This is a genomic window from Amycolatopsis rubida (assembly GCF_900115345.1).
Lineage (GTDB): Bacteria > Actinomycetota > Actinomycetes > Mycobacteriales > Pseudonocardiaceae > Amycolatopsis > Amycolatopsis rubida.
Window position 1 is genome coordinate 258,722 of sequence record NZ_FOWC01000010.1, and the last position, 17,188, is coordinate 275,909.

The 17,188-nt window shown below is 70.6% G+C and carries 16 protein-coding genes; 2 read left to right on the plus strand and 14 right to left on the minus strand.

The genetic code is table 11. From position 1 onward, the window contains the following. Window positions 1–121 precede the first annotated feature (121 nt). From BM362_RS32555 to BM362_RS32620, 14 genes are all read right to left on the minus strand, one after another. The gene (locus BM362_RS32555; protein ID WP_093575815.1) at window positions 122–832 is read right to left on the minus strand and encodes a GP88 family protein; all 711 of its coding nucleotides are present in this window, start codon (window positions 830–832) and stop codon (window positions 122–124) included. A 297-nt stretch (window positions 833–1,129) separates the two neighbouring features. Further along, a complete protein-coding gene (locus BM362_RS32560; RefSeq protein WP_093575792.1) occupies window positions 1,130–1,609 on the minus strand; it encodes a hypothetical protein in 480 nt (159 codons plus the stop codon). Between the two features lie 131 nt (window positions 1,610–1,740). Beyond that, window positions 1,741–2,706 carry a hypothetical protein gene (locus BM362_RS32565; protein WP_093575793.1) on the minus strand — a complete coding sequence of 322 codons (966 nt, stop codon included), beginning with the start codon at window positions 2,704–2,706 and terminating at the stop codon, window positions 1,741–1,743. A 66-nt stretch (window positions 2,707–2,772) separates the two neighbouring features. Further along, on the minus strand, window positions 2,773–3,183 hold the full coding sequence (locus BM362_RS32570) for a hypothetical protein (RefSeq protein WP_093575794.1): 411 nt from the start codon (window positions 3,181–3,183) through the stop codon (window positions 2,773–2,775). A 271-nt stretch (window positions 3,184–3,454) separates the two neighbouring features. Then, window positions 3,455–4,015: a hypothetical protein gene (locus BM362_RS32575; protein WP_093575795.1), complete on the minus strand. Its 561-nt coding sequence runs from the start codon at window positions 4,013–4,015 to the stop codon at window positions 3,455–3,457. Between the two features lie 184 nt (window positions 4,016–4,199). Beyond that, window positions 4,200–4,619, minus strand: a complete 420-nt coding sequence (locus BM362_RS47060) for a hypothetical protein (protein ID WP_143132568.1) — start codon at window positions 4,617–4,619, stop codon at window positions 4,200–4,202. An 87-nt stretch (window positions 4,620–4,706) separates the two neighbouring features. After that, window positions 4,707–5,972 (minus strand): nucleoside/nucleotide kinase family protein, encoded by a 1,266-nt coding sequence (locus tag BM362_RS32580; RefSeq protein ID WP_093575796.1) that lies wholly within the window; start codon window positions 5,970–5,972, stop codon window positions 4,707–4,709. A gap of 110 nt (window positions 5,973–6,082) precedes the next feature. Further along, the gene (locus BM362_RS32585; protein ID WP_093575797.1) at window positions 6,083–6,967 is read right to left on the minus strand and encodes a hypothetical protein; all 885 of its coding nucleotides are present in this window, start codon (window positions 6,965–6,967) and stop codon (window positions 6,083–6,085) included. 208 nt (window positions 6,968–7,175) lie between these two features. Further along, window positions 7,176–8,783 (minus strand): DNA cytosine methyltransferase, encoded by a 1,608-nt coding sequence (locus BM362_RS32590; RefSeq protein WP_093575816.1) that lies wholly within the window; start codon window positions 8,781–8,783, stop codon window positions 7,176–7,178. Between the two features lie 1,368 nt (window positions 8,784–10,151). Next, window positions 10,152–10,976 carry a BtpA/SgcQ family protein gene (locus tag BM362_RS32600; protein ID WP_093575799.1) on the minus strand — a complete coding sequence of 275 codons (825 nt, stop codon included), beginning with the start codon at window positions 10,974–10,976 and terminating at the stop codon, window positions 10,152–10,154. A gap of 70 nt (window positions 10,977–11,046) precedes the next feature. Continuing rightward, window positions 11,047–11,787 carry an alpha/beta fold hydrolase gene (locus BM362_RS32605; protein WP_093575800.1) on the minus strand — a complete coding sequence of 247 codons (741 nt, stop codon included), beginning with the start codon at window positions 11,785–11,787 and terminating at the stop codon, window positions 11,047–11,049. Continuing rightward, on the minus strand, window positions 11,784–12,626 hold the full coding sequence (locus tag BM362_RS32610; RefSeq protein WP_093575801.1) for a sugar phosphate isomerase/epimerase family protein: 843 nt from the start codon (window positions 12,624–12,626) through the stop codon (window positions 11,784–11,786). The genes BM362_RS32605 and BM362_RS32610 overlap by 4 nt, the downstream gene beginning before the upstream one ends. A 41-nt stretch (window positions 12,627–12,667) precedes the next feature. After that, window positions 12,668–13,717 carry a Gfo/Idh/MocA family protein gene (locus tag BM362_RS32615; protein WP_093575802.1) on the minus strand — a complete coding sequence of 350 codons (1,050 nt, stop codon included), beginning with the start codon at window positions 13,715–13,717 and terminating at the stop codon, window positions 12,668–12,670. A 44-nt stretch (window positions 13,718–13,761) separates the two neighbouring features. Next, window positions 13,762–14,583 (minus strand): DeoR/GlpR family DNA-binding transcription regulator, encoded by an 822-nt coding sequence (locus BM362_RS32620; RefSeq protein WP_167545539.1) that lies wholly within the window; start codon window positions 14,581–14,583, stop codon window positions 13,762–13,764. Between the two features lie 153 nt (window positions 14,584–14,736). On the opposite strand from BM362_RS32620, the gene BM362_RS32625 reads away from it, so the two are divergent. Beyond that, complete coding sequence (locus BM362_RS32625; protein ID WP_167545540.1) at window positions 14,737–16,191, plus strand: APC family permease; 1,455 nt, start codon at window positions 14,737–14,739, stop codon at window positions 16,189–16,191. Continuing rightward, window positions 16,188–17,084, plus strand: a complete 897-nt coding sequence (locus BM362_RS32630; RefSeq protein WP_167545541.1) for a carbohydrate kinase family protein — start codon at window positions 16,188–16,190, stop codon at window positions 17,082–17,084. The genes BM362_RS32625 and BM362_RS32630 overlap by 4 nt, the downstream gene beginning before the upstream one ends. Window positions 17,085–17,188 lie beyond the last annotated feature (104 nt).

Sequence of the window (17,188 nt, forward strand, 5' to 3'; positions counted from 1 at the left end):
GTTCAATCCGGTGCGGCGGAGCGGGGTGTCACCCTCGCTCCGCCGACATCGCCTACCGTACGGTCACGTTCGTGAGAAAAAAGCGGATTCGGACCGGAAATTCCATTCCGGAACAGATTTCCTACTCGGAACCGGTCTTGCGTTTTTTCTTCGCCGCGCGGCGTTCGTTCTCTTGTGCCTGCCATTCGCTGAACCGGCGGCCGTCCAGGAGGTTCAGGAATTTCGGGATCCGGTTCGCGGACATCCCCACGGGTGCCTCGCCGAGCACGGCCAGGCGGTCGTCGCCGAGCTGCGAGTGCCACCCGGCCGCCGCGATCGCCTCCTCGGACGGGAAGACGTCGGCCATCCGGTCGGTCTCCGGGTCGAGGTCGGCGTCCTGGGTTCCGCCGAGGGAGAAGGTCCACAGGAAATTCGGCGGCGGGTCGGGGGAGACGAGCCTCCGGAACCGGTCGAGTTCCTTGGTGTAGGCGTAGAAGTGGCTGTCGGGTCGGGCGCGCATGATCCGCATCCACCGCAGCGTGTAGTCGTCGCTGAAGAAGTCGCCGGCGTCGTGCACGCGGATCCATTTCCCGTGGAAGCGGCGCGCACCGAGTTCGGCTATCATCGCTTCTTCGAAGCCGTCCGGATCGTCGAGGACGAACCGCAGGTTCGCTTGGTGCTTGCCGCGCACTTGCGGCCAGAGATAAGCGCCGGAACGTGCGTAGCAGACTTTGCTGCAAATGCCCGCGCTCGGGCACGTATTGTAGGTGGTGCCGTCGTCGAAGCGACCGGCCCAGGCGGGAATGGTCCAGTTCCACACGCCGATTTCTTTGAGCTGGCTGTTTTGGGTCAGGAGCCGCGCCGGGCGCTGCGCGCGACCTGGTTCATCGCTCACGGGATTTCGCCTTCCGAACTGCTGGATTGGTTCAATCTGTCGCGGCGTTCGAGGCGTCACCCTCGTGTGCCGACACCACCAATCTAGACAATCCGCGCGGATCAGAGGCGTGAACGGGGCCATTATTTTATTTTCGCGAGCAGTTTTCGGGGATTTTCGGCGCGGAATTCCGACGCGCGACAACGGCGGCGGGACGCGGCCCCGGGCCGGGCTCCGCGGTGCGGGCCCGGCCCGGGGCGGGTGCGGTGGCGCCGGTCAGCCGCCGTAGGCCAGCAGCAGCCAGCGCGGCCGGTCCTGCAGCGGGGTCAGGCCGAGCGCGTCGAGCGCGTCCGCGAGTCGGCGGTCCCGCTGCGCGAGGTCGGCCGGGTCGGACAGTTCGGCGGGGTTCACCGGCGTCGCGTCGCCGGCCTGCACGTCGATGGTGGTCGTCGCCAGGGCGTAGCAGTCGAAGTCCCGGTCGCCGTGCATGACGAACTCCACGCCGAGGGACTTCTTCGCTGTCTTTTTGCGGTCGCGGTACCCGTCGGCGTGCCGGTCGGTTTCGGTGAATCCGCCCAGCGTGGCCAGCAGGCGCCGCTCCGCCGCTTCCATGAAGGCCTCGTCTTCGGTTTCGGGGTCGTGCCACGGGACCTTGGGCTGGTCGTAGTCGTCGTCGGTTTGCACGACTTTCCAGCCGGGTTCGTCGCCGCCGAGGTCGTAGCCGTAGGCGAGAGTGGCTTTTGCGATGTCTCCCATTTTGGTTCTCCTCCTGTGATCGGTGCGTTCGGTGCTGAGTGGACGAGGGCGCCTCAGCGATCAGGTACGGGCTGCGAGCGGGACCGGCCCAGCAGCGCGGCGGCAGCCGCTGGGCCGGTCCCGGAGCTAGGTCAGCGCGGCAGCGAGTTGGCGGGCGCGAGACTCGTCCCGAGCGCCGCGAGGAGGAAGTTGGCCACCGTGCACACCTGATCAAGGTGGAAACGGGCCGCGTCAGAGAGCGGCTTGTTCTCGTCGGCGGGGAAGTCCAGTTCGGACCATCCGGAGGTGATTCCGACGAGGCGCTGGTCGCCGTGCTTGTTGTGCAGGACCACGTGGTACCCGGCGCTGTCGCTGTCGTCATCGCCGATGACCTGCAGTTCGACGCGGGGGTCGCCGGTCAGCACGTTCCGGGCGAGAGCGTCGTAGAGAAGGTCCGACAGGTCGTGGCCAGGTGCTTCGGCCGCGCGGTCGGGGAGCCGCCCCTCCCACTCGTCCGACCGGCTGATCCACAGCTCGAAGGCGGCTTCGTCGACGGCGAACGGGATCGGGTCGTCGTATGCGACAACGAATGCGGGCGATGTTCGCGCGGGCGGGAGGGGAACCGGGTTCCAGTGCACTCCGTCGGCGTAGACCAGGTTGCAGCACGAGTGGACGTGGTAGACGGAGTTGAGCCCGGCCGCCGTGCCTTCCTGGACGCATTCTTCGTAGACGGCTTCGGTGAAGTCCGCGATCTCGCCGCTGCCGTCCCGGATCAGGTAGATCCCGTCGCCGTCTGCCGTGCGTGCGATCAGATGCCGGTAGCCCTGGTCGGCGAGGCTCGTGGCGGCAGGACCGGGGCGGGAGGCCAGCACCGCGGCGACCGCAGGCTCCTTGGGCGCGGCGCCGCACTGGTCGCAGTGCTCGTCGATGCCGACCATGGCTGCGCATTTCCAGCACCGGGTCCTCAGTCGTGCCGCGATCGTGAGGTCGTCGAGCCACGACAGGTGACGGTCGTCTGCTGCGGCGTAGAGTCGGCCCAGGACGTCGTCGGGGCTGATTGCCTGCGATGTTGCGATGGCGAGGCCGTCGGCGCGGGCGGCGTATGCGGTGTCTCCCATTGGTTCTCCTCCTGTGGTCGGTGTGTTCGGTGCTGCGGGAGGGCGGGTGCGGAATTGGGCTTCGCGTCAGCCGTAGTAGTGCGCGATCAGCCACTGCGGCCGGTCCTGGAGCGGGGTCAGGCCCAGCGCGTCCAGCGCGGCGGCGAGCTGGCGATGTCGGGGATCGAGGTCGGCCCGGTCGGCCAGAGCGGCGGGATCCACTGGTTCGGGGTTCGGCTTGAGCGCGTAGCTCACCTTCGCCGCGAGGATGTACGACCGGTTGGCGGAGTCGCCGTACAGGGTGATCGCGACGCCGAGGTGACGGTCTACTGCCTCGTCGAGAAAGAGCTCGCCGACGGACCAGCAGCCGATTTCTTCCAGGTCGGTCAGCTGTGTGAGCAGGTGCCGGTCGGCCTGAAGGGCGAATCCGATTTCGTCGTCATCGCATCCGTCGTACCAGTGCGCGGTCAGCCGTTTGTTTTCGTCGATTTGTTTCACCTTCCAGCCTCGTGCGCCGCCGCCGAGGTCGTATCCGTAGGAGAGTTCGGCCCAGGCCCTTTTCCCATGTGTTTCTCCCGTGATCGTGTGCAGGGGCGCGGCGGAGGGATAAGGAGTTTTCTGCGGGCATCGGGCTGCGGCTTGCGCCCGGCGCGTCTTGTCCGGCGGACCGGAACCGGCGGCCCTGCTGTTTCGGCGTCCCGCGCCGCGGAGTGGTTTCTTCCGCTGGGCAGTTCGATGCGCCGGTCCCGACCGGCTCACGCCACCGAATCTATATCTTCCGGAACTGATCCGGTGATCGAATGGGCTCCGGATTTGTTTCCGCGCGCGTTTTCGGCGGCTTTTCGGGGCGTTTCGGTATTTCGCGGGCACCGGGAAACGCGGCCGCGGGCGGGGTCAGGCGCATCCGGTGCAGGACAGACCGGCCGGGTCTGCGGTGTGGGCGGTGCTGCCCGGGCGGCGTCCCGGCTGGTCGAGGCGCGCGCACGCGGTCGACGAGCGCGTCGAACTCGGGGTGTTGTTCCTGGAGAACGATTCCGGGTTCGGGTCCGCCGGGCACTGCGGCCAGTTCCAGCACGCGCGACATCGGCAGGTCCAGCTTGAACCGGTGGCCGGTGCGTTGCTCGACTTCGTGGTAGAGGGCGGCCAGTCGCGGTCGCCGTCGCGCGGCGAGCACGCATTCGTGGCGGCTGCCCAGTACGCACAGGGAGCAGGACAGGCGGCGGGCTCCGGCGCGGTCGCCCCGGCCGGGCGCGCTGTCGTACCACCAGTGGTAGGGCACGCCGCTGTCGAGGATGGTGCGCCACACTTGCGCAGTGCTGTAGTGGTGCACCGGAAGGTGCTCGTCGACGTGGCGCTGGCCGTTCGAGGCGGTGCACCGGTAGGTCGGTCGGCCCGCGCGCCGGGGCTCTCTTCGGCGCGGATGCCGAGGACGTTGAGGATGCGGACCGGGCGGTCGAGATCGGCGCGCAGGGCGCGGACCAGCGGGGTGAGCGCGGCGGAGATCTTGGACGTCTTCAGGTCGCTGGCACCAGCGACGGGCCGCGTCCGGGAACTTGCCGGTCATCGCGACCATTTCGAGCAAGGTCTGCTCGCGCCAGCGTTCGCCGTCGCGGACGGTGCGATGGGTCTCGATGTGCCGGTCGGGGCGCAGGCCGTAGGCGGCGGCCTGCGCGGCGACCAGTTCCCGGTTGCTCGGGTAGCAACGGCCCTCGAAAAACGCGCCGGGGGGCTTCCATCAGTCCGAGGTCGGCGTGCACGGTCCACACGCGGTCGCCGACCCCGGCGGCGCGGGCCCGGGCGAGGGTGACGTCGAGCGCGGCGTGGGCGTCCTTGCCGGACATCCCGACCAGGAGCAGGTCGTAGTCGGTCAGGTCCGGTTCGTCGGCGGGCGTGATCGTGCGCCGGGCGGGGTCGAGCAGGGTGAGCTGGTGCATGGAACGGATCTCCTCGGGCGAACGGGGTGGTGCCGGGGCTGGTGTCCGGCCGGGCCGTTGGGCGGCCCGGCCGGACGCGATGGCTCGCTAGGCGCTGTGCTCGGTGGTCCAGTCCTGCCAGTCCGGGGAGTCGATGCCCACGAGGCGGGGGTTGATCACCCGGTAGCCCTCGCAGCCGATCGCCAGGTAGCTGCGGTCCGCCGGGTCGGCGTCCGGGTCGGTCCATTCGTGGGCGTACAGGTTGTCGTCTCCGCACTCCGGGCACACGGTGGTGAGGTAGGGCGCGAGGTTCGGGATTTGCCCGGCGCGCAGGGCCCGGTGCACCGCAGCCCGGTACTGCGGGCGGGAATCGGCCCCCGGTTCCGGCGCGGCCTGCGGGCCCGGCCGGTCCGATGCCGGGGGGAGGGCGATCTCGTAGATCCGGTCGCTGGAGAACGCGGCGGAGTGGTCGGCGACCGCGTCGCGGTGAGGCCATCCGGCGGTGGCGGGGCTCGCCGCCGACAACACCAGGTCCACAAGCGACTCGACGGACTCGCGGCAGCGGGGCCACGCCCGGGATTCCCGGTCGTTCGGCGCCCCGGTGCTGTGAACATGGTCGTGCCACACGGGAACCGGAACGGGGCCTGGCCCGTAGACGGCGTGCAGGTGGGCTTTCATGCCGTCTTCGAACCAGCCGCCCAGGTCCACATAGGCCACGGCGGCCTGCGGGAACATCGTGCGCAGTTGCACGGCGATGGCTTCGGCCGCGACGTGGGCCAGCTCGGCGGCCGCGTTCTCGACCTTCGCCTTGGCCAGCCGCACCGCGACTATCTGCCGGTCCGGGGACAGCGCCGCCACCGGAATCGGCGGCGGGTGCGCGCCGGCGCGGGCGATCTGGCGTTCGTGGGCGCGCAGGTGACGGCCGAGGCCGCTGGCGGGGTCGTCGGCGAACGTCGCCGCGGTCACGGTGTTCCGGGTGCGGAACTTGGCCTGATGCGGGCGGGGCCGGTCGGTGAGCGGGTGGGCGGGGCAGATCAGGTCCTCGCGCAGCGAGCCTCCCCCGGTGGGGTAGCGGCGGACGGCGGCGTCGAGCGCGGCGTCGCAGTAGGCGCAGGAGGGCAGCCACAGTTCGAAGTCGCCGAGGTCGCCGGGGTGGTCGTGTTCGCCGATCGCCGGGGCGTAGGGAGCGAGGTTGCCGGAGCGGGCGGTGCGCCGGGTGCCGCCGTCGAGGACCACGGTGACGAATGTCGAGGGGTCGCGGTGCTCGACGTCGGGCGGGGCCCAGACGAACGCTTCGTCCAGGTCGCCGTTGTCGCGGGTCAGCAAGGCGAGCGCGTCGCCGTTGTTGTTGGTCAGGGGCCAAGATGTCGTCACGGTGGTCGTCCTTTGCGGAGTCGAGGCGGGCCGGGCGCGTCGCGCGCACGGCCGGGAAAGGAACGGGGCGGTGCTGGCCCGCGACTGGGCGGGCCAGCACCAAAAGCGGGCTAGTGGCGGGCGAGGTAGCCGCGTCCGCGCGCGCGGGTCGCGCGCACGAACCCGGCGGCGGCGGCCATGACGTCGCCGCCGTATGCTCCGGCGAACTCGGCCGTCGTGAGCCCGGTGCCGCTGAACAGATGCGCGGGCATCTCCAGCCGCTCGCTCGCGGCGCTCTTCACGCCGAAGGACGTTCCGGTCGTCGAGTCGAAGACCAGGCCGTCGGTCAGTCCGTGAATGAGGCCGATGCCCAGCCGCCACGCCTTGTATCCGATGGTGCCGAGCACCCCGGGCCGGAATGCTCGCGGTCCGGAGCCGGGTTCCCAGCCTTCGTCGACGCCCAGCCGGACGGTGACTTCGGCGGAGCAGCCGAGCGCGGCGGCCAGCGATTCGTGGACAAGCCAGTTCGCGACGGGCCGGACCTGTCCGGAAACCAGTCCTGCCGCGTAGAGCGCGGCCGCGCGGTGGCGCGGTTCCTCGTGCGTGCCCAGGTAGCGCGCGAGAGCGACCTCTGCGCCGGTCAGCGGCCCGGCGGGCAGGTAGCGGTCCAGCCCGTCGGCCACTTTGCGCTGGCACAGGTCGCGATGCCGGACCAGCCTCCTGATCAGGTCCTCGCGCTCGCCGGGGCTGAGGACCACCCGTTCGATCTCGACGGAGTCTTCTCCCGCGACGTCGACGACGGAGCAGATGTTCAACGCGGTGGAGCCGCACTCGTCGAACCGGACGGCGCTGATCACCGACGCGCCGCGGGCTCCGGTGCTCCGCCGCCGTTCGGGCGGGTAGCGGGCTGCGACGCTGACGCCCAGAAGAGCGGGCACGTAGCCGAGCACGACGGCCGCGCCATCGGGCTCGGGACGCTCGGCCGGTGCGGCCGAAGCGGCGGGTTTCACAGTCATCGAAATGGCCTTTCAGCTGAAGGAGTTCAATCTGCCGCCGAAGTTTTCCGGGGCGTCATTCCCGGTCGCTCCGACACTGATTACATTACTGGAACCGATCGGCGTGTTCCCAATTTATTGCCCCGCGGGATTCTTTTTTGCGCATTTTCTTCCGTTTGGAAAGACGGGTGGGGCGGCCGGGGTTCCGGCCGCCCCACCCATGGAGCGGTTAGGCGGCGGCTTCGAGGGCCGGGTAGCCCAGGGATTCGCCAATGCGGCCGTAGAGCCACTCGGCAGCCGGGGGAGTGACCGCATTCCCCAGCTGTTTCGCCTGGGCGCGGCGGCTGCCGGTCATCCGGTAGTCCTTACGGAACTTCATGGCCTCCTTGATCTCGTGCGGTTCGAGCATCCGGAAGGTGCAGTCCTCGGCCCGGACGTTCGAGCGCATCTCGTGGCCGACGATGCTCTGGTGGCCGCCGGTGGTCAGCGTGCGGGCGGGTTCCGAGACCGGCGAGCACATCTGGCCGTCGCGGGCGCCTCGGGTGCCGTTGTGGCGGACCAAAAGGTGATGGAAGCCGTTGGCGCAGAACGCCGCGAGCGGGTGGTCGACGGGCCGGACCTCGCGCTTGCTCCCGCCGCCGCGCAGGGTGGCCACGAACGCGATGCCGTAGCGGTCACGGGTGGTGAGAGCGCCGACCGGCTGGCTGGCTGGGGTCGCGCTGGAGGCGGTGCCGTAGTAGGGCACCAGCAGCGCGGTCTCGGCGCGGGTGGTCATCGTGCGCATCGGCCAGTCCACCGACGCCGCCTGCTTGCCTTCGCGCCCTTCGGCCGGGACGAGCATCGCGCCGTCGGGCAGTCCGAGCAGGCCCTCGGTGTCGCGGGTGGTGCGGGTCCGCATCGGGTCGGTGACCGGCATGGTGTCGTTGTTCCAGGTGCCCCCGGCGGGGACGAGCTGGGCCACGGCGAACCTGTCCAGGCCGAGCCGGATGCGGGCCATGGTCGCGGGCTTGAGCGGCTTGTCCCGGTCCCCGATGCGCTGGCCGGGCATCGACCAGTCGATCGCGGCGGCGGCGGGGGAGACCAGCGGGGCCACCTCGGCGCCGCGGCAGGACCGCTTGGGGCAGCGGTAGTAGTACTGCTTGCCGAAGCGCCCCCACCGCTCCTCCGGCCACGCCTTCGTGCGCGGCTTGAAGGTCTGCACGGCGTCCACGACCTCGTCGCACGAGCCGCAGTACGACTGCGGGCGCAACTGCAAGTCCGGAGCGTTGTTCCCGGCGAGCCAGAACACCACGTAGATCCGGTCCCGCGACTGCGGCGCCCGGCCGGTCACCACGCCCGGGAAGTGCATGCTGTTGGCGTAGACGACATGGTGCTTGTAGCCCATGGCGTGCATCGCGGAGATCCACGCCTTCCACATCACCCAGTGCACGGCCTCGACGACGTTTTCGACGATGATCGCCCGGTACTTGTGGAATTCCGTGAACCGGACGACGTCCCACATCGTCGCCCTCGACCGCTCGGCGGCCTCGATCGGCAGCGTCTCGCCGAACATGTCCGGCTGAAGCATGTCCTGCTGCAGCGAGCGTTTCACGCCCTTGGCACCCGAATGATTCGTGCACTCCGGAGAAGCCCAGAGCAGATCCGTCGTGGCGAAAAACCGGGGATTGACCTGGGAGATATTAACAATAGTGTGAATGGTGTCCGGGAAATTGGCCGCATGCGTCTCGATCGCCTGCTCCCAATGATTCGCCGCGTACACGGTCTGCAACCACGGATGCGCCGCTCCGCCTTGCGCTTCGCCACCGGCACCGCAGAAAAGATCGGTCGAACTGAGCACAGGGGTACTCGCTTTCGCTTCGAGCTGGATGAATTCAATCTGTTTCGCTCGGCCGGGCGTCACCCCGGCCTCACGTGAATAAGGCTAGTCGAATTCGTTCTATGCGCGACAGAAATCCGCCGAAACGTTCAAAAGGAATGCAGATTATTTCGGACGAAAGAAGGGCAGGCCGCGAATCGGCGGTCACGCTGGCGACTGCCGTGGTCCGGGCCGCGCGGCTCTCGGCCGTTCCGCGGGTTCCGTGCTAGCCTGGCGGCCGAACTTTTGCAAGGGGTCGGCTTGCCTTCGCTCTTGGATGGTTCAATCTGTTGGGTGTGGGGCGGTCCGGAACCGGACCGTCAATCCCTTCGCCGCCTCGTGCGGGGCTCCTGGCCGCTCCACACTCGCCTTGTCGGGTTTGAGCTGTGCCGCGCACGCGGCAACTGCTCCCGGTGCGTCGTCTCGCCGGCCAAGGCCGCGGCGATCGCCCCGGCCACGCGGCATGCCAGCACGATCGCCGCCAACTCGGACACCAAGCCCAGCATGCGAGCGGCTTCCGTGCTTCTGGGCGTCGGGCCCGCCTGGTCGTCGCCGGGGCCTGGTGGTCCGCCGGCGGCCATCGTCAACTTGCCTTTCGCGCGGAGGCCCGGCAGCCCGATGCCCGGAAGCACGGGTTCTGCGAGACCGCCAGGACCTTCCCGGGAGCGCCGGTCGACGGTTCTTCCGATGATTCCTTGACGGACCACCGCCCCGGAGCCACTCGGCGATCCGGTTGGCGCTGCCGCTCCTGGCGCAGGCCCGGTCGCTGGCGACGGGGGGAACCTCCACACTTCCCTGTGCAGGCGGACCGGCCGCCGCGTCGACCTTCGCCCCGCTTGCGAACGAAGTCAGACGATGGAGGGCTCAGGCGCCGGGACGAAGCGCTCGTCGGTCACTCCGACGACGGCGACGATCAAGGCGGGGCGGTGGTCCTCGCGGATTTGCTCCGTCCGGTCGTTCACGAGAGCGAGGCGCCAGCCTCGGTGCCGGGTTTCGGCCGCGATCCAGCACAGCGCGGAATCCCGTGCGCTCGCCTGGAGCTGGTCGGCATCCGAACCGCTCGCGTCGGGCAGGAATACGCGCAGCGCGCCGAGGACGGTGTTCAGGCACCTCTCGGCATTGTCCTCATCGGCGTCGTCGGCGATATGCGCCGCTCCGGTGCGGGCGAGTCGCCCGCGACTCCGATCCCGTGGCCTCGTCGGCCGCTGCCCGGGTTCCCCACCTCGCCGTCCATGTCCGGCAGCATGCCACGTCGTGTGCGGGCAGTGTCGGGTTCGGCGGCGGTCAGCCCGTGCGGGCGGCGAGCAACCGGTCGAGGGCGGCGATACCCATCTCCTGGACCGGTCCTCCTCACTCGCCCATCAGGGTCGTGCGGAAGTCGCGCACCGCGGCGACGAGTTCGCGCACGCGGTCGAGGCTCGCGCGGTTCTCGAAGACGCCGTCCTTCTTGAGGTAGGTGCCGACGACCGCGCCGTCGGCGATGGCCAGCTGGTCGGCCGCGTTGTCCGGTTTCATGCCGGTGTTCACGAAGACCGGCACGGGACCGGCGGCGTCCTTGACGATCTTGAGCGATTGGGTGTCGGTCGGCGCGCCCGCGGTGAGGCCGGACACGCAGATGCCGTCCGGCCGGGTCGCGAACACCGTGCTCGCGGTCATCGAGGCGAGGCTGCGTTCGGCGAGGTATGCTGCGGATTCCGGGACGATGTTGAACAGCAGTTTCACGTTGTCGGCGCCGATGCGGTGCCGGTGCCGGGCGACCTCGCCGATGTTGGTGTTCCACAGTCCGAAGTCGCTGGCGTAGACGCCGGTGAAGATTTCGCGCACCCACTGTGCGCCGGTGGCGAGGGCGAGGTCGATCGAGGCGCGGCCGTCCCACAGAACGTTCACGCCGTAGGGCAGGGAAATCTGGGGCAGCAGCTCGGTGACGACGCGGGCCATCGAGATCGCGGTGATCGGCTCGGTGCGGGTGAGGTAGGGGAGGCTGAATTCGTTGGAGATCATCACGCCGTCGACGCCGCCGGTCTGCAAGGCGTCCAGTTCGGTCTTCGCCCGCTCGACGATCGCGCGGATGCCCGCGGTGCTGTCGTATCCGGGGTCTCCGGGCAGCGCGGACAGGTGCAGCATCGCGATGATCGGCTTGGGAGCGGCGAACATGTCGTCAAGCCAGGTGCTCATGTGTGAGTGCTCTTCTCTGTCGGCGTCGGCGTGCGCGGCGGCCGCGGGTGCGGCCGGCGCGTGGCGGGTGTCATGTTTCGCGGATGAAGGCGAGGGCATGGCGGACCAGTTGCTGGGCGTGCCGGTCGGGACTGCGGTAGCGCGGGGGGAGCTGGGCCGTTGTGGCGCGCGGGATTTTGGCGGCCCAGGTGTCGGCGATGGCGAGCGGGTGCAGCGGGTCCTCGTCGTTGCCGAGCACCAGGACCGGGCAGTCGATGTCGGCGAGCGTTTCGGGTAGCGGGTAGGGGGCCGAGGCCGGGACGGTGCGCAGGAGGCGGGCCAGGCGGTGCGGGTCGGGGGCGTCGAAGTGGGCCAGCAGGGCGCGGGCCGCGTGGGGGGCCTGGGCGTGCATCGTCCGGTAAGGCGGGCAGTCGGCGAAGGCGTCGCGGCCGCCGTGCTCGAGGTGGCGGGCCAGGACGCGCAGGATGTCGAGGTTGGGTGGGTGCGGGCGGTGCAGCCAGGCCGGTCGGACGCAGATCGCGGCGCGCACGGCGGCGGGATGCCGCAGCGCCAGCCGCAGGGCCACGCCCGCGCCCATCGAGATGCCGAGGACCACGGCGGCCTGCCCGGGCGTGGTTCGCTCGGCGAGCGCGCGGACCTCGGCGGCCATGCTGTCGAAGGTGACGCCGGTGTCGCCGTGGAGGTCGGGCGCGAGCACGGTCCGCCCGGCGAGCGCGTCGCCCCAGGGGAGGTTCTCGACCTGGCGGTGGTCCGCGCCGAGTCCGTGCAAGAGGATCAGCGGGGTGCCGGGGTCGCGGGCGGGGCGGGTCATGGCGTTATCCGGTGGGAGAGCACGAATGCGCGGGCGTCGGGGACGTCCTCGGCCCGCAAGTCGTGGAGGACGACGGGGACGCGGCGCGGGAGCAGGGCCCACCGGCGGAAGACGTGGTCGAAGTCGACCAGGCCCGTGCCGAGCGCTCCGGCGCCGGGCGTGCCGTGCGGGTGGGCGTCTTTGGCGTGGACGGCCACGATGCGCGGGCCGAGGAGGTCGAATGCCTCGTCGATGATCGACGCTTGGCGGTGGGCGTTGCCGGGGGTGACGAGGTTGCCGGGGTCGAGAATGACGCCGACTCCGCCGCCGGCGTCGCGCAGGAGCCGGTCCGCCGCGGCGGCGGTGTCGATGACGTTGCCGGGGTCGGGCTCGATGCCCAGCACGACCCCGGCCCGGCGCGCGGCCCGGAGCAGCTGCCGCAGCTCGGTCAGGAGGTCGGCGTAGGCGTCGGGCTCGGCGTTGCCGGGGTGGAAGGCCCATTTGTCGTCGGGGTGGCGGCTTCCGGTGCACAGGCTGACCGTCTCCGCGCCGAGCGCCGGGGCCCGGCGGACGATCTGCGCGGCGGCGCGGGCGCCGCGGCGGCGGCGCGGCAGGTCGGGGTCGATCATGTTGTAGGTCGCGGAGATGGAGATGACCGCGACCCCGGCCCGGTCGAAGGCGGCGCGCACGGCGGCGGCGCCCGCGGAGTCGAGCCGGTCGAGGCCCGCGCTGGCGAGGTTGAGATGGGCCTGGGCGATGCCGTGCGCGGCGATCGTCTCCGCGAGGCGGGACGGGTCGGGCGCCGGGGGCCAGGTCCGGCTGAACACGGCGAGGTCGCGTTCAGCGAGGACGTGCGGCATTGCGTTGTCTCCCAACGGAAAGGGCCGGGTGCGGGTCGTGGTCAGGCCGCGGCTTCGCCCGCGGCGGCGTGGACGGCCTCGACCAGGTCGAGGGCGGCGATGGCGTCGTCGATGCCCGGCTGCGGGACCGTGCTGCCGGTCACGGCGCGGGCGAACGCCTCGAGCTGGCGGCGGTAGGGGTCGGCGGATCCCAGCTCGGGCCGGGTCGTGGCGCGGCCTTCCTCGTCGAAGAGCTCGACGCGGCTGGTCGCGCGGGTGAAGGGGAAGGGCATGTCGATCCGCAGGCTGCCCCGGGACCCGTCGACGATGAACCCCTCCGACCAGTTCGCGTGCACGCTCGCGGAGATCTCGAATCCGACGACCCCGTTCCCGGACCGCAGCCGCCCCAGGCCCTGCCAGCTGTGGTCGCCGCCGGAGACGGCCAGTTCCGCGGCGGTGACGTCGAGGTCGCCGACGAGATGGCGCACCAAGTCGAACGTGTGCACCGAATGCGTGCGCAGCTTGTGCTCGGCGGGGTGCGCGAGTTTGTACTCCGCCTCGCGCCGCACGGCATCGGGGTCGAGCACCATCTCCGGGAACAGGGCGTCCTCGGTCGGCTTGCGCAGCTGCGCCATGACCCGGTACCAGGCGGTGACCTTGTGCACCGTTCCGATGCGCCCGTCCGCGAGGGCGGCGGCCGCCCACTGCACCCCGGGGTCGTGGCGCTTCATCGACGCGATCCGGAACATGCGTCCGGACCCGGCCACGACCTCGCGCAGCCGGCGCGCTTCCTCGGCGGTCGCGGCGCCCGGTTTCTCGGTCAGCACGTGCCGTCCGGCTTCGAGGGCGGCGGTCGCGATCGCGGCGTGGAACCGGTCCGGGACCGCGATCAGCACGGCGTCGAGATCGGCGGCCAGCAGGTCATCGAGGCTCGCGTGCACCGGGACCTCGTGGCGGCGGCCGATCTCCCGCGCGACCAGCGCGCTGTCGTCGTGCACGCCCGCCAGGCGGATGCCGTCGGCCTTGGCGAGCGCCGGAAGATGGGCGGCCTGCGCGATGCGGCCGCAGCCGATCACCCCGATGCGGACGTCCCGGCCGGTTTCGTTTCGCATGTGGTTTTGCACTTCTTGAGACAAGCATGCACAGTTTTGTGCAGTCAACGCCTCGAAGTGTGCGGATTGGATTGCACAATTCGCAGACCGGGTCCGTAGCGGCCGCGGTCCTCGGCGGCGAGGTCGTCGTCGGTCAGGATCGCGTCGAACGCGGAGAGCGGGCAGACCGGGGCGAGCGACCGCAGGCCGAACTTGCTGCTGTCGGCCACCAGGACGACGCGGTCGGCGGCGGCGATCATGGCCTGTTTGACGGCGACTTCGATGACGTTGACGTTGGTGACCCCGGCCTGGTCGTGCACGGCCTCGGCACCGAGGAAGGCCAGGTCCGCATGCATGTTCTCCAGCGCGGCGACGGTGTCCGGCCCGACCAGGGTGTAGACGGTGTCGATCACGGAACCTCCGGTGACGTGCAGGCGGTTGGTCGGGTGCCCGGCGGACCGCGTGGCGACCATGAGGTCGTTGGTGACCACGCTGAGCCCGTCGCGCTCCCGCAGCGCAGCGGCGAGGTGGTACATCGTCGACCCGCTGTCGAGGACGACGGTCTGCCCGTCTGCGGCCATCGCGGCCGCGGCACGGGCGAGGGCCTTCTTGACGGGGGTGTTCTCGGTGCTCCGGACGCTGTAGGGCACGTCGACGGCGGACTCGGGCGCGGCCCGGACGAACCTGCCCCGGTCGCGGGCGATCAGCCCGGCCTTCGCCAGTTCGGCGAGGTCCCGGTAGAGGGTGGTGTGGTGGACGTTCAGCTCTCGGGCCAAGCCGGTCACGTTCGCGAACCCGCCCTCGCTCGCGGCGGCGAGGTCGAGCAGGGCCCTGCGCCGGTCCTTCGCGCGCGCGGGCGCGCTCTTGCGTCGTTCCGTCTCTGCCACGGCCGTCCTTCCGGGAGGTGTGCAATTCATTCTGCACATTTCTGTCTATTGACGCGAATTTATGTGCAGATGAGACTCCCTGGATGCACAACACCGTGCATTCTTGCCGCCGAGCCGGCGCTGTCGCCTGTGCCGGGAACCAGGAGGTCGTCGATGACGCATCCACCCTCGCCGGAGGTCCGGCCCGGATCGGCCGCGAAGCCGGCGTCGCTGCGGTCGAACGCGGTCGGCCTGCTCGGGCTGACGGTGCTCGGCGCGGTGATGATGTCGCCGGCCATGGGCATCTACGGCACGTGGGGCCCGATGACCGGACTGGTCGGCCGGATCGTCCCGCTGGTCTTCCTGGCCGCGCTGGCGATTTCGCTGCCCAACGCCTTGTCCTACGTGATCGTCAACCGGGAGATGCCCTCCGCCGGGTCGGCGTTCGCGTGGGTCACGCGCACAGCGGGCCCGGCGACCGGGCTGGCGGCCGGGCTGGTGATGGTGGTCTATTACGTGATCCAGGTGGTCTTGCAGCCGGTCCTGTTCGGGCTGTTCTTCAACGACCTGCTCGCCGCGCTCGGCGTGGCCACCGGGACCGGGACGCTGCTGCTGGGCGCCGCCGCGGTGACGGCGGTCGTGTGCGTGACCACCTACCGCGGGATCGAGTCCTCGACCCGCACCGCGGTCGTCTTCCTGGCCGTGGAGACCGGGGTGCTGCTGGCGCTGTGCGCGACGGTGATCGCGACCCGGGCCGCGGACCACGAGCTGAGCATCGCCCCGTTCGTCCCGTCGCAGGGGAGCGGAACCCTGTCGGCGTTCTGGCAGGCGGTGCTGCTGGGTGTCCTGTCCTACACGGGGTTCGACGTGATCTCCACCGTCGCGGAGGAATCGAAAGCGCCGCGCAAACTCCTGCCGAGGGCGACGTTCTTGGCCGTCGTTCTGGTCGGGCTGGTGTGGGCGGGCGCGTCATGGGCGTTCTCGCTGTCCGAGCCGCCCGAGACCGTGGCCCGCTACACCGAGAGCGGGCTGACCGCGGTGACGCCGATGGCCCACGACTTCTGGGGATGGGGTTCGATCCTGATCATCGTCACCGCCCTCAGCGCGCTGACCGCGATCTACACGGCGACTGTGCTGGGGGCCAGCCGCGCGGTCTACGCGATCGCCCGCGAGGGCCTGCTCCCGCGGCGGCTGGCCCGATTGCACCCGCGCTCGCGCGTCCCCCATCACGCCATGACCGCGGTCTACGCGGTCAGCCTCGCCTGCGGCGTCGGCCTGCTTCTGGTGCTGCGCAACGGGATTGACGCGTTCGTGTGGTGGTCGCAAGCCGCCGTGTTCTTCGCGCTCGTGGTCTACACCAGCGTCAACGTCGCGAATCTTCTGTACTTCTTCCGGGTCGCGCCGGAACGGCGCCGGTTGCTGCCCAACGTCGTCCTCCCGCTCGTGGGGATCGCCGTCAACGTGTACGTGATCGGCCGCAGTTTTTTCGGATCCCTGTGGTCGGCGGGATTCCGGCTCGGCCAGAGCATCGTGGTGGTGGCGGTCGCGCTGCTGGTGTTGTGCGCGGGCTGCGCGATCGCGATGCGCCGCCGGGCCCGCGCGGCCGGATGCGAGGTCCCCGGGCGATGAGGATCAGCGTCATCGGCAACGTCGGCCTCGACGTCGTCGTGTCCCATGTCGACAGCCTGGCCCCGCCCGGAACCGAGAAACTGGTCGAGAACGCCACCATCCGCGTCGGCGGCAGCGCCGGCAACACGTCCATGAAGTTGGCCGCGCTCGGCGTCGAGCACGAGCTGCACGCCTCCCTCGGCGACGACGCCACCGCAGCTGCCGTGCGGGTTCTGCTCGAGGACGGGGGAGTCGACTGCTCCCGGCTGATCACCACGCCCGGCGCCCCGACCGCCGTCACCGTCGCCACGCAGAGCCCGCGCCGGGACAGGAGCTTCCTCACCGCCGAGGGCCATCTGGCCTTCTACGACCGCGCATGCGTCCCCGACGACGCGCTCGACGCCGATTTCGTCCTGCTGACCGGCTATTTCACCACCCCCGCATTGCACGGGGACCCGACCGAGGACATGCTGCGCCGGGTCAGAGCGCACGGCGGACGCACGTGTTTCGACCCCGGTTCCGACCCCGAGGGCTGGCAACCGGCCACCGTCGCGACCCTGCACAGCCTGCTGCCGCTGGTGGACGTGTTCCTGCCCAACGCCCAGGAACTGTCGGTCCTCGGCGGCTCGGACGACCCGCGCACCGCGGCCACCGCCCTGCACGAGCGCTCCGGCGGCCGCGTGGTCGCCAAGCTCGGCCCGGAGGGCTGCCTGGTGGCCGGCCCCGGGCCCGTCGTCGCGTGCCGGGCCCGGCCGGTCCCGAACCCGGACACCACCGGGGCCGGGGACGCCTTCAACGCCGGGCTGCTCTACGGCCTAGTCCACCGCATGCCCTGGCCGCAGGCCGCCCGCACCGCAACCGACGTGGCCACCGACGCCGTCGCCCGGCACCGCCGCGCAGCGGAACGGGAGTGATCCGCACGCCAGGGAACTCGGCGGCCGGTCCCGGCAGGCGATGTACCAGCACTACCGGCGTATCGGCGGCACGCGCAGCTGGCCCACCACCCGGGCAGGTCTGG